Genomic DNA, 14,121 nt, shown 5'->3' on the forward strand with positions numbered 1-14,121 from the left:
ATGGGTCCCAAAAAACGTCTGGCGGTCGTCTCCGCCTTTGCTGTGTGCCTGTTAATCTCTTGCATCACAGCCTGTAGAAATACAAAAAAAGTCATGAACCCTGCACTGGCGAAATACATCGAAGCCTATACCGCCGGTGTTATTTCCAGGCAGAGCACCATCCGGGTACAATTAACCAGTAATGTGAATGTAACCCATACACAGAATGAGCCTGTGGATGAAGATCTTTTCAAATTCAGCCCCGGTATCAAAGGGAAAGCCTACTGGGTGGATGCGACCACGATCGAATTCCGCCCGGACGCCAACCTTGAAGCCGGCAAAACCTATAATGCCACTTTTAAACTGGGTAAGGTGATGAAGGTGGAAAGCGATCTGAAAGAATTTGACTTCGAATTCAAGGTCATCAAACCTTCCTACGCTATTGAGGATTACGGTCTGAAAGCCACCAATAGCAGTACTCTGAATAAAATGACCTTTTCCGGCGCCATCACGACCGCCGATACCGAAGATCCACAACAGATCGAAAAAATCTTAAGCGCTTCTTATCAGGGTAAAAAGGTGGCGATCACCTGGCAGCACAATGCGGCTGATAAGATCTCTACCTTCACCATCGACAATCTGGCTCGTGCAGATAAAGGTCAGGGTTCCCGTCAACTGGAAATCAACTGGGACGGTAAACCCCTGAAAGTAGACAATGTATCTGGTAAAAAGACTATAGAAGTACCCGCTATCTCCGACTTCAAAGTACTGGAAGTACGTGCGGTAGCCGAAGAAGAGCAATATATTCTGGTACAATTCTCTGATCCTGTCAGCGTTGCTCAGTCCCTGGATGGCCTGATCGGCGTAAGTGGCGTAAGCGATCTCCGCTTCTCCATCGACGGTAGTGAAGTAAAAGTATTCGGTCCTAACAGATTTGAAGGCAACTATAATGTCATCGTCAATGAAGGAATACTGAATGTGGCGGATTCAAAACTCGAACAGAGCTTTTCTGCGAATGTAGTCTTCGAAAACACACAGCCTTCCGTGACCATTCCGGGTAAAGGAGTCATCCTGCCGGAAAGTAATAAACTGGTGATGCCATTCGAAGCAGTGAACCTCAGTGCTGTAGATGTGACCATCATCAAGATCTATGAGAATAATATCCCGCAATATCTCCAGCAGAACTCACTGGATGGTAGTCAGGAACTGCGCCGTGTAGGTCGTCCGGTAGTGGAAAAGACCATTCGCCTCGATGCTGATAAATCCCTGAACCTGCATAAACGCAATCGCTTCTTCCTCGATATGGAGAAACTGCTGCGTACCGAGCCGGGCGCCATCTATCGTGTGACCATCGGTTTCCGTAAATCCTACTCCCTGCTGGGTTGTTCTTCTACCGATAGCGGCAGCGAAGGCGAAGGCAACAGCGAAGAAAGCGAAGAGGAATATTATGGCGGTTATTACGGCAATGATAAGATAGATGAAGACGATGATTTCTGGCGCCGCTATGACAGCTATTATCCTTACGGTTATTCCTGGGAACAGCGCGATAACCCATGTTCAAATTCTTACTACAATAAAGACAGATGGGCTTCCCGTAACGTCTTCTCCTCCAATATCGGTCTGACCGCTAAAAGAGGAAATGACAACAGCATGCTCATTGCTGTAACAGATATCCGCGACACCAAACCAATGATCGGTGTTGAACTGGAACTGCTCGATTACCAGAATCAGGTGATCTTCAAAACCAAGAGTGATGGGGACGGATTGGCTACTTTCGACCTGAAACGTAAACCATACCTGCTCATTGCTAAGAAAGATGCAGAAAGAGGCTACCTGAAACTCGATGATGGTAACTCCCTGCCATTGGGTCGTTTTGATGTAAAAGGAGAGGAAGTACAGAGTGGTATCAAAGGATTCCTCTACGGCGAACGTGGTGTATGGCGTCCGGGAGATACCCTGTTCCTGTCTTTCATCCTCGAAGACAAACAAAAGAAACTGCCGGAGAATCACCCGGTAACACTGGAGCTGTACAATCCAAAAGGACAGCTGTACAGACAACTCAATGCTTTACAGTCCGTAAATGGATTCTATAGCTTCACAACAGCAACCGGCGCAAATGACCCTACCGGTAACTGGACCGCTAAAGTAAAAGTAGGTGGCGCCGTATTTACCAAAAACCTGCGTATTGAAACAGTGAAGCCAAACAGGCTGAAAATAGACCTGAACTTTGGTAAGAATACCACACTTTCCAAAGCAGATGCGACAGAAGGTACCCTGAACGCACGCTGGCTATTTGGTGCTACCGCGCAAAACCTGAAAGCGAAAGTAGACGTCTCTTTAACACAACAGACGACCAGCTTCAAAAACTTCCAGAACTATCATTTTGATGATCCGATCACACACTTCGAATCAGAAAGCAAGACGATCTTCGAAAGTAGTCTGAATGAAAACGGTACTGCTCCGGTGAAAGTAAATCTGCCACTCGGCAAACTGGCTCCGGGCCAGCTGAAAGCCAGCTTTGAGATCAAAGTATTTGAGCCGGGCGGCGATTTCAGTATCGATCATTTTTCCATGCCATACAATCCGTTCGCCAGCTATGCAGGTATCAGAATGCCTGAAGGCGATCGTATGACAGGTATGCTGCTCACCGATAAAGATCACCCGATCAGCATTGTCAATATAGATGAAAATGGGAACCTGCTCAGCGGTAATCAGGAAGTACAGGTTGAACTGTACAAAGTACGCTGGCGCTGGTGGTGGGATGAAAACAGTGACGATGAATTCAGCAACTTCACACAGGATAGCTACAATCAGCTGCTGAAGAAAGAAACCGTGACATTACATGGTGGTAAAGGCACCTGGAACCTGCAGATCAAATATCCTGACTGGGGTCGCTATCTCGTGCGCGTAAAAGACCTGAAGAGTGGTCATACCACCGGACAGGCCGTATACATCGACTGGCCGGGATGGGCAGAGAGAGTACAGAAAGAAAATCCTTCCGAGGCAGCGATGCTGGTGTTTACATCAGATAAGAGCCAATATAACGTAGGTGATGATATCACCCTTACTATCCCAAGCAGCGAAGGCGGCCGCGGACTGGTAAGCATAGAAAGCGGTAGTAAAGTACTGAAGACTTTCTGGATCACCACAGAGAAAGGACAAACCGTTTATAAGTTCAAGGCGGAAAAAGAAATGTCGCCTAACATCTATGTAAACGTGAGCCTGCTCCAAAAACATGCACAAACCGTAAACGACCTGCCAATACGCATGTATGGTGTTATTCCGATCACGATCAATGATGCCAATACAGTCCTGAAACCAGTGATCAGCATGCCTGATAAACTGGAACCGGAACAGAATGCCAGCATCACCGTATCTGAAGCAAACGGTAAAGCCATGACCTACACCATCGCACTGGTGGATGAAGGCCTGCTGGACCTGACCCGTTTCAAAACACCGGATCCACATAGCGCGTTCTATGCACGTGAAGCATTGGGTGTGAAAACCTGGGATCTCTTCGACTACGTAATCGGTGCATGGGGTGGCGATATGGAACGTATCCTCAGCATTGGTGGTGACGAAGGACTGAATAAAAATGCCGGCAGCGCTAAAGCAAATCGCTTCAAGCCTGTGGTAATATTCATGGGACCATTCACTTCCAAAGGAGGCAAACAGACACATAACTTCAAACTGCCACCATACGTAGGTTCTGTGAAAGCGATGGTAGTAGCAGGACAAGACGGTGCTTACGGTGCTGCTGAAAAAGTAGTAGCTGTGAAAAAACCGTTAATGCTGCTGACTACATTACCACGCGTATTGGGACCTGCAGAGACTATCCAGTTGCCGGTAACTGTATTCGGTATGGAGAATAATATCCGTTCGGCTAAAGTAACTCTGGCGACCAGCCCTCTGCTGGAAGTAGTAGGCGAGCGTACCAAAACCGTTACGTTCACACAGCCCGGTGAACAGATCGTATACTTTGATGTACGAGTTAAACCACAGGTAGGTGTAGCAAAAGTGAAAGTAACCGCTACCAGCGGCGCTGCGAAAGCAGAAGACGAAACAGAACTGGAAGTGCGCAATCCTAATCCGGTGATCACAACTGTACAGGAATCCACTTTACAGGCTGGTCAAAACTGGAGCACAGGTTACAAACCTGCTGGTATGGCCGGTACCAATACAGGTGTACTGGAAGTATCGACTATTCCGTCACTGAATCTGGCAAAACGCCTGAACTATCTGATACAATATCCACATGGCTGCGTAGAACAAACTACCTCCAGTGTATTCCCGCAACTGGCACTGAACCAGCTGATGGATCTGAAACCAAACGAACTGGCGAATATCGAGAAAAACGTAAAAGCCGGTATCGGACGCCTGAAAGGCTTCCAGACTTCTGACGGAGGTCTGAGCTACTGGCCGGGTGAAGCAAAAGCAGATGAGTGGGGTACCAACTATGCCGGTCACTTCCTGCTGGAAGCACAGGCAAAAGGATACGAACTGCCAACAGGTATGCTCGACCAATGGAAGAAATATCAGCGTAATAAGGCGGGTTCATGGGCGCCGTCCACTGCCAACTTCTATGGTGGCGACCTCACACAGGCATATCGTCTCTACCTGCTGGCACTGGCTAAGATACCAGAACTGGGTGCGATGAACCGCCTGAAAGAATTCAAGTACCTGTCTGTTGAAGCAAAATGGAGACTGGCTGCTGCCTATAAATTGTCCGGTCAGCCGGAACTGGCAAACAGTCTGGTACAGGGCTTACCAATGGAGGTAAAACCATTCAATCAGCTGGGTGGCACCTTCGGTTCCGACCTGCGTGATAAAGCGATGATACTGGAAACATTGACTATCCTCGGACAGCGTAACCGCGCTAACGAAATGTTACGTCAGATTGCCGCTAACCTGTCACAGGAATCATGGTACAGCACACAAACTACAGCATACGCACTCATTGCAGTAGCAAAGTATTGTGGTGTAAATACCAGCGGTAACAAAATGAGCTTCAGTTACACGATCAACGGCAGCAGTAATACAGTGAATGCCACTTCTTATGTAGCACAGGTACCTGTAACTACCAATACAGATGGTAACATCAGTATCCAGAATAAAGGCCAGAACGTACTGTACACCCGCCTGATACTGCAGGGACGTCCGGAAGCTGGTCAGGAACCAAACGTTCCGAACAATCCTGATGTACTGGATATACAGGTGAAATACAGCACCCGTGATGGTAAAGTACTGGATCCTGCCTCTCTGCGTCAGGGAGCTGATTTCATGGCAACCGTAACGATCCATAATCCGGGTAAACGTGGTTACTACGAACAGATGGCACTGACTGAAATATTCCCGAGCGGATGGGAAATCATCAACACCCGCCTGCTGGAAAATGACAGCACCTTCAGTTCATCACCATTTACTTACAAAGACATCCGTGACGACAGGGTATACACCTACTTCAACATTGAAGAAGGTAAAACCCGCACTTACAACGTCCTGCTGAACGCAGCCTACCTCGGCCGTTATTACCTGCCAGCAGTAGCCTGTGAAGCAATGTATGACAATACCATACACGCCTTCCTCCCGGGCAAATGGGTAGAAGTTGTTAAGTAATCAGGAATCAGTAATCAGAAATTACAAATCAGGAATTACAATCAGGAATCAATCCCATAAAACGGCGCTTCGATAACCGAAGCGCCGTTTACTTTTACCAAACCCCATTACCTCCCAACGCCCCAAAGCTCACAAGGACGCAGGAATAATGCGAAGGTTACAGATGGTAAAGCGGACCTTAGCCCGTCCCCTGCAAAAAAGCCAACGCCCACCAAAGCTCCAACCCCCAGCCCACCACCAACCGCCACATCCACCTGCTTAACGGGCCCCAGTCCGCGACACCATCTGCAACCGCAGCGTATCTCCTGTCCCATAAATTCACCCACCATCTGCAACCACAGCGTACCTCCCACATCCCCCATCTCAAACCACAACACATCAATTCATACCCCACTACCATCTGAAACCGCAACTCCCTTCCCATAAATTCGTAATTTAGCACCATGTCTCCCTGGATCCGAAAACGTAAATGGTGGCTCATCGCCGCAACACTACTCCTTATACTCTACATCTTTTGCATCCCTTCCCGTCTTTTCACCACCCCGACCTCATTCGTCATCGAAGACAGTAACGGCGAACTGCTAAGTGCCACCATCGCCACAGACGGCCAATGGCGATTCCCCGCAGACAAACAGGTGCCTGAAAAATTCGCCGCCTGCATCGTCGCTTACGAAGACAAACGTTTCTATCATCACTGGGGCGTAGATATACTGGCACTGGGACGTGCGATCAGGCAGAACCTCAGCAATAAAAAGGTAGTAAGCGGCGGCAGCACACTCACCATGCAGGTAATACGCCTGTCCCGCAATAAAGAGCGTAATATCCTCCAGAAGCTGATTGAAGCAGTAATGGCCACCAGAATGGAATTTTCCTATTCCAAGAAAAGCATCCTGTCATTATATGCAGGTAATGCACCTTTCGGTGGAAACGTCGTAGGACTGGAAGCTGCCTCGTGGCGATATTATGGCCGTAGTGCCACGCAATTGTCGTGGGGAGAAACAGCAGCGCTGGCAGTACTACCGAATAGTCCGGCACTGGTACACCCGGGTCGTAACCGGCAGATCTTATTACGCAAAAGGAATCAGTTGCTGGAAAGGTTATGGCACAATGAAACGATTGACAGTACAACGTGTCAACTGGCGAAACTGGAGCCATTACCCGATCAGCCGAAAGCATTACCACAAGATGCACCACATTTGCTGGATCGCTTCCGTAGAGACTATCCTGCACAAAAGGCAAGGGATGAAAAGGCGGTGACACGTATCCAGACGACACTGGATGCAGCACTTCAGCGGAATGTCAGCAACATAGTAGAACGGTATCATAGTGTGTATAAAGCCAATGGAATTAACAACGCGGCAGCTGTCGTGCTGGATGTAGAAACCGGTGATGCACTGGCTTATGTAGGCAATATTTATCATCCCGAAGATCCGGAAACAGAAAGTCATGTTGATATTATTCAGGCGCCCCGCAGTCCGGGGAGTACCCTGAAACCGATTCTGTATGCGGCGATGCTGACAGATGGGATCATCCTGCCACACTCGCTGGTACCCGATATTCCCACACAGATAGCCGGGTATACTCCACAAAACTTTAATCTGGGCTATGATGGTGCTGTACCAGCCAGTAAAGCTCTGGCCCGTTCATTAAACATACCGGCGGTGAGAATGCTGCAACAATACCGGTATGAAAGAATGCACGCATTGCTAAAGAAGCTGGGTATTACTACATTGAATCAACCACCGGACCACTATGGTCTGTCACTGATATTGGGCGGAGGGGAATCTACCCTTTGGGAAATGACAGGCATGTATGCCAGTCTGGCCCGTACATTACTGCATCTTGAGCAATATAATGGCAAATATGATGCAGATGATATACATCCGCCTAACTATCATAAAGATGCGAAGCTGGTATCAAAATCTGCACCTTCTGCCACGGGTGTATTGGATGCCGGAGCTATCTGGTATACTTTTCAGGCAATGGAAGAGGTAATGCGTCCGGGAGAAGAGATGTTATGGCAACAGTTCTCTTCTTCACAACGCATTGCGTGGAAGACAGGTACCAGTTTTGGTTTCAGGGATGGATGGGCAATCGGTGTGACGCCGCAATACATTGTAGGGGTATGGGTTGGTAATGCCGATGGAGAGGGAAGACCCGGGCTGGTTGGAGTATCTACTGCTGCGCCGGTCATGTTCGATGTATTCAGGTTGTTACACACCGGTAGTTGGTTTAATACCCCTTATGACAAGCTGAAGAAGATTGAAGTATGCCGGCAAAGCGGCTACAGGGCCAGTGATCTTTGTCCGGAGAAAGACTCTATCGCCGTTCCTGTCAACGGTCTCCGTTCAGGACTTTGCCCTTATCATCAGCTTATACACCTCGATCATAGCGGTCAGTGGCGTGTTACGGCTGATTGCGAATCTCCATCTCAGATGAAACACGTGCCTTGGTTCATACTGCCACCTGCACAGGAATTTTACTATCGGAGCAAGCATAACTATCTGCCGTTACCTCCTTATAAACAGGAATGTCTGGCTACACTCAATCAGGATAAAGCACCGATGGAGGTGATCTATCCAAGACCGAATGCGCGCATTTATGTTCCGATAGAGATAGACGGGAAACCGGGAGAGGCGATATTCACGGCTACCCATCGCAATACGACAGAGAAGATCTTCTGGCATATGGATGATAGCTATCTTGGTACTACACAGGAATTCCATCAGATGGCATTACATCCACCGGAAGGTAAGCACACCCTTACGCTTGTTGATGAGCAGGGCGTGCAGGTACGTGTACCATTTGAAATATTGGCAAAGAAAAGTGAAGACTAAAGCAGCTCAATAACCGTATTTCTCTTTCCAGAGGCTACGCAGATGTTTACGCATCTCGTCTTCCCTTGCATTTTTACCCGGATCATAGAGTTTCATGCCTTTGATACGATCGGGCAGGTATTCCTGCTGGGAGAAGTTATTCTCGTAATCATGAGAATATTCATAGCCTTTGTGATAGCCCATATCTTTCATCATCTTCGTAGGCGCATTACGGATATGCATTGGTACAGGAAGGTCACCCGTCTGGGATACAACAGATAATGCGTTGCCGATGGCCATGTAAGATGCGTTACTCTTCGGTGAAGAGGCGAGATAGGTCGTACACTGCGAAAGGATAATTCTTGCTTCCGGGTAACCGATCATAGTAACTGCCTGAAAGCAGCTGGTAGCCAGCAGCAGGGCATTGGGATTGGCATTACCGATATCTTCAGAAGCAGAGATCAACAGGCGGCGGGCAATGAATTTTACATCTTCACCACCTTCTATCATACGCGCCAGATAATATACTGCTGCATTAGGGTCACTCCCTCTGATAGACTTGATAAATGCAGAAATGATATCGTAGTGCTGTTCACCTGTTTTATCATAGATGGCAACCCGTTGTTGTGCGATGTCCATTACCTTTTGATCAGTAATGACGATAGGACGTTCATTTTGGAGCGTGCTGACAACGAGTTCAAAGAGGTTCAGCAATTTTCGCGCATCCCCTCCGGATATATTAAATAAGGCGGTGGTTTCTTTTAATTCGATTTGTTTACTGCCCAGCCATTCATCCTGTTGCATGGCCTGCTGCAGTAATTGCAATAATTCACGTTCACTCAGCGGTTTGAGTACATATACCTGACTGCGTGACAGCAATGCTGAATTCACCTCGAAGGAGGGGTTTTCGGTAGTGGCGCCGATCAGGGTAATGATCCCTTTTTCTACAGCGCCCAGCAATGCGTCCTGCTGTGACTTATTAAAACGATGGATCTCATCGATGAATAAGACGGCATATCCTTGTTTACGGGCTATTTCGATCACTTCGCGTACTTCCTTCACACCTGCCGCGATAGCGGAGAGGGTATAAAAAGGTACGTCCAGTGTATGGGCTATGATATTGGCAATTGTGGTTTTACCTACACCGGGAGGGCCCCACAGTATCATTGAAGGAATTCTGCCTTGTTGTAAGGCAGTGCGTAATATACTGTCCTTGCCGGTCAGGTGTTCCTGTCCCACCAGCTCATCCAGGGTCTCGGGTCTTATACGCTCGGCTAATGGTTCCATTTGTTGTTATATTAAGGGTTTGGGCTTATGTATCGGATCAGGCGCCAATATCGTCCGGACCTTCATTCTGGTCTCCGTTCTGGCGATCCCTCCATTGTTTTACATAAAACATTGACAATACAGCATTGCCGACAAGGATAATGCCATATACACTCATAACTACCTGAAAGAAACTGAGTGCTGCTTCCATTGTACCAGCCGGGATTGTCTGTTTTTGGAGATCTGCCTGTTCTTTCAGCTGTTTGAATAATACCTCACGTATTTCCGGGTTATTCAGCATAGATGCCATCAGTACTGACAATAAGCCGACCAGTATAGGGAAGAAGCCCAGTACCTGTACGCCACCGGGTGTGTTTTCCTTTAAAGTGTATGCCGGATCGTTGAGACTTTTCTGCAGGGCATTCGACAGTATCGCGTGTATCAGCACACCACCGAGGAAGAATATCATAAAGAGCACCGCCGTGTCTCCTGTCTGCAACATAACGTTCAGGAAGATCAGTACCAATGCGCCGGTCAGGAAGATGCCAATGCCATTTAATATCCTGAATAGTTTAATGCCAAAGTTCATGTATGTGTCCAGTTTTAAAAGACCACAAACCTACTAAAGAGTCGGCAAACCTCCCACAATCATCCTTTCGATCAGACCATTTGTCAAAAAGCGGTAAGGCCGCATGCGATGTTTTAGCTATATTTAAAAACTAAACCTGTTTATTTTATGAAGAGCACTTACGCTTTGCAACTTCCATTACTGGCAGCTGTCACGCTTATGGCAGCCTGTAATGGCGGCAACACCACCAAACAAACGCAGGATACAGCAGCTGTAGCAGCAGCAGACACGACCAAAGTCCCCGCTTTCGAAGTAAGTTCCATTGATTCAAGCGCTAAACCATGCGAAGATTTCGACCAGTATGTAAACGGCAACTGGAAGAAAAACAACCCCATCCCCTCTACAGAAAGTCGTTGGGGCGCATTTAACGTACTGGATAGGGAAAACAAGGAAGTACGTCTGAAAGGCATTATTCTGCCACTTGCAGATCAGAAAGATCTCAAAAAAGGCACTGAAGAGCAGCAGATCTCAGATTTCTACCGCTCATTCCTGGACACCGCTACTATCGAGAAACTGGCCGTTACGCCATTACAGCCTTATCTCGATAAGATTAACAGTATCCAGACACTGGCAGATTTTGCAAAAGTTTCCGGCGAACTGGAAGCGATCGGTTTACCGGGTGTGATCAACTTTGCTGTTGAAGCAGATGCCCGTAACAGTAAAATGAATGCCCTGTATCAGGGACAGGACGGTCTGAGTCTTGGTGAAAAAAGCTATTACGAAAGACCAGACGCCAGCACCAAAGAAGTGCGCGACGAATTCGTAAAGCACGTTGACAAACAATTTACAGCTGCAGGCTTCAAAGAAGTGGATCCGGGCAAGACCATCCTCGCATTTGAAACCCAGGTGGCTAAATTACAGCTCTCCAATGTTGAGCTGCGCGATCCGGTAGTGACCTACAACAAAGCACACTACAGCGAATTAAAGAAACTGGCGCCTGATTACGACTGGGATGCGTTCACCAATGCACAGGGTATAAAATCAGATACCCTGATCATCCAGAACAAGGCATACGTATCCAAAGTATCAGCGTTGCTGAAAAGTACTCCTCCGGAAACGCTCAAAACATGGCTGCGCTGGCAGGTATTGTCTCATTTCGCCGGCTTCCTGAACAAACAGCTGGATGATGAGAACTTCCACTTCTTCGCAACCGTGATGCGTGGTACCAAACAACAGCGTCCACGTCTGGAACGCGCGATCCGTGCTACAGATGGTATCATGGGTATGCCGCTGGGTAAATTATTCGCTAAGAAATATTTCCCGGAAAGCTCCAAACAAAAGGTATCAGAAATGATTGAGAATGTACGCGCCGTATATGGTGAACGTATTGACAGTCTGACCTGGATGAGTGCCGCTACCAAAGAAATGGCACATAAAAAGCTGGCTTCCTTTACCTACAAGATCGGTTATCCTGATAAATGGAAAGATTATTCCAGCATTGATATCAAACCGGGTAATCTGGTAGAAAACATCGTTGCTGCAGCACAATATGACCACAAAGAAGCCCTCAACAAGATCGGCAAACCAGTAGACAAGAGCGAATGGGGTATGACACCACAGACCGTAAATGCCTACTATAACCCGCTCAATAATGAAGTGGTATTCCCTGCCGGTATCCTCCAGCCGCCATTCTTTAACGCGAATGCAGATGATGCGATCAACTATGGTGGTATCATTGCGGTGATCGGACATGAATTCACCCACGGTTTTGATGATCAGGGTTCTCAGTTCGATGCGGATGGTAACCTGAAAAACTGGTGGACAGACGCTGACCGCAAGAATTTCATGGCACTGGCTAAACGTTATATCAGCTATTTCAACGGTATCGAGGTACAGAAAGGCTTCTATATCAATGGCGCCCTGACCATCGGTGAAAACATCGCTGACCTCGGAGGTCTGACACTGGCTTACAGTGCACTGGAAAAATCCCTGAAGGGTAAACCAGAGCCGGCATTGATCGACGGTTTCAACTGGAAACAGCGTTTCTTCCTTGGTTGGGCTCAGGTATGGCATGCAAATATCACAGATGCCGCCCTGCGTAATCAGATCCAGACCGATCCTCACTCACCGGCAAGAGATCGTATCAATGGCCCGCTTCCTCACCTGAAAGCATTTGCTGATGCATGGGGTTGCACACCGGGCAGCAAAATGGTACTGTCTGACGATAAAAAAGTGGTTATCTGGTAATTATAATTACTACACGATATAAAAAGGGGACCGGCTGACAGCCAGGTCCCCTTTTTATTTTCCATGCGGACAAATAGACGTAAACCGATCATCATTCTCCGGGATTTGTACAATGTATTCTATTCATTATGCCTTAAATTTGTACATTATTCACCGGAATTAATCTTTGAACCAATGACCGGCCTTTTAAAACAATACCGCACAGAAATTCGTAATATATTCATTATCGCCCTGTTGGCGTTAATTGTTCCTTATTTACCCAAAGTTTCAGCTTTCCTGCTGACAACTGCTACCGGGTCCATCATTACTTTAAGTCTGGCAGGCACACTGGTACTTGCCTTCACGCTTAAGATATACTTCCGCATATTAGTGATGCGTATCAATAAAGACAACGAGGCTGCTGCCTGATTCCTTTAACCGCTAACAATATGACGATGAAGCAATTACTCAATGCATCCTATATACTGCTGCTTGCAACCTTTATGACTGCGTGTGGCAACTCCGGCACACAACACTCCGCCACTACTGATTCTGTCACTACACATGCTGAGGAACATGCACCGGCTGAAAATGCAGTTGTTGCCGGTAAATTACCGGATCCTGTATGTGGCATGCCTTATGATACCATGTACAAGGAGTGGAGTGTATATAAAACGGATACCTTACATTTCTGTTCTCCTACCTGTAAACGTGTATTTGAAAAGAATCCGGAGAAATACGCAGGTAAGTTAGGTCTATAATCGACCATCGACCTTTTTTTATCTTTCACCCCATGTAACTTAGTAGAATTTTTTGCGTTCTAATTACAAACTCCTATGCATGAGATCACTATTAACCAGCTTGCTGCTACTCATGTTATTTTGCAGCTGCGAGAAAAATGACATAGAGGCTACGCCCTCAATAGATGTTACCGGATCCTGGCAGTTATCCCAGCAGTTATCCATGCCGGATACTACATGGGAATCAATAGGACCGAAGGATTCCGCGTATTATATATTTAGCCGGAACGGACAATTCGTCTTTGATGCTAAAACATATCATCTCAGCGGAACATATAAAGTAATTCCCGCCGGCGGTAAGGTCAATCTGATCATCACCGGCAAAGATTCTGTGACCCAATACCTTCAGGTAGAACGGCTTACAGACAACAGCATCAGAGTTGATGACTGGCTGATAGGTGTCACCAAAGAACAGGTGAGCCGCAAATTCATCCTCATCCACAAATAAATCATTCATAAGCAATAAAGACATAAAAAAGTCCCGGGATAATTCCCGGGACGTTCGATTAAAACAGCTTATGAAAATCTACGCTTACGTTCAAATTATATTGTAAAATTACCCGCCCTGTATTACTGCATTGTTACGCCTACATTATCTGCGTATTAACAATTGAACCGGGAAGAGTACTTATCTGAGAATGCTAAAACAGATCCCCGTACACCACTATTAAGGCTCCCCGTCACTACCATCTCTATCAGATAAAGATCAATCCTGCAAATAATAAGTCTATCAGCCTGATAACTATACCGTCTGTCTTATAATTTGCTGCCTGTACTATCGCCTGCAAAGCATTTACTAACACTACACCTTATTCCCCATGCATGCCGGCATTTTATCCCAATCCTGTTG

General features: G+C 47.0%; 8 protein-coding genes. 6 read left to right on the forward strand and 2 right to left on the reverse strand.

What is annotated here, in order from left to right:
* The first annotated feature begins 93 nt into the window (after positions 1-93).
* Both FEF09_RS18345 and pbpC read left to right on the forward strand, forming a co-directional pair.
* Positions 94-5,595 carry an alpha-2-macroglobulin family protein gene (locus FEF09_RS18345; RefSeq protein ID WP_261387591.1) on the forward strand — a complete coding sequence of 1,834 codons (5,502 nt, stop codon included), beginning with the start codon at positions 94-96 and terminating at the stop codon, positions 5,593-5,595.
* Between the two features lie 443 nt (positions 5,596-6,038).
* Complete coding sequence (pbpC, locus tag FEF09_RS18350; protein ID WP_146306463.1) at positions 6,039-8,432, forward strand: penicillin-binding protein 1C; 2,394 nt, start codon at positions 6,039-6,041, stop codon at positions 8,430-8,432.
* Between the two features lie 6 nt (positions 8,433-8,438).
* Here the strand turns inward: pbpC and FEF09_RS18355 are convergent, their stop codons facing one another.
* Positions 8,439-9,698 carry a replication-associated recombination protein A gene (locus tag FEF09_RS18355; protein ID WP_146306464.1) on the reverse strand — a complete coding sequence of 420 codons (1,260 nt, stop codon included), beginning with the start codon at positions 9,696-9,698 and terminating at the stop codon, positions 8,439-8,441.
* A 37-nt stretch (positions 9,699-9,735) separates the two neighbouring features.
* On the reverse strand, positions 9,736-10,266 hold the full coding sequence (locus FEF09_RS18360) for a hypothetical protein (protein ID WP_146306465.1): 531 nt from the start codon (positions 10,264-10,266) through the stop codon (positions 9,736-9,738).
* 147 nt (positions 10,267-10,413) lie between these two features.
* On the opposite strand from FEF09_RS18360, the gene FEF09_RS18365 reads away from it, so the two are divergent.
* The 4 genes from FEF09_RS18365 (at position 10,414) to FEF09_RS18380 (ending at position 13,719) form a co-directional block, all read left to right on the forward strand.
* Positions 10,414-12,492: a M13 family metallopeptidase gene (locus FEF09_RS18365; protein WP_146306466.1), complete on the forward strand. Its 2,079-nt coding sequence runs from the start codon at positions 10,414-10,416 to the stop codon at positions 12,490-12,492.
* Positions 12,493-12,666: 174 nt separating this feature from the next.
* Positions 12,667-12,900, forward strand: coding sequence for a hypothetical protein (locus tag FEF09_RS18370; RefSeq protein WP_146306467.1), 234 nt, complete (start codon positions 12,667-12,669; stop codon positions 12,898-12,900).
* A gap of 26 nt (positions 12,901-12,926) precedes the next feature.
* A complete protein-coding gene (locus tag FEF09_RS18375; protein WP_222597032.1) occupies positions 12,927-13,232 on the forward strand; it encodes a YHS domain-containing protein in 306 nt (101 codons plus the stop codon).
* A 79-nt stretch (positions 13,233-13,311) separates the two neighbouring features.
* Complete coding sequence (locus FEF09_RS18380) at positions 13,312-13,719, forward strand: hypothetical protein (RefSeq protein WP_146306468.1); 408 nt, start codon at positions 13,312-13,314, stop codon at positions 13,717-13,719.
* Positions 13,720-14,121 lie beyond the last annotated feature (402 nt).

The sequence above is a fragment of the Chitinophaga pinensis genome (assembly GCF_007896845.1).
Classification (GTDB): domain Bacteria; phylum Bacteroidota; class Bacteroidia; order Chitinophagales; family Chitinophagaceae; genus Chitinophaga; species Chitinophaga pinensis_C.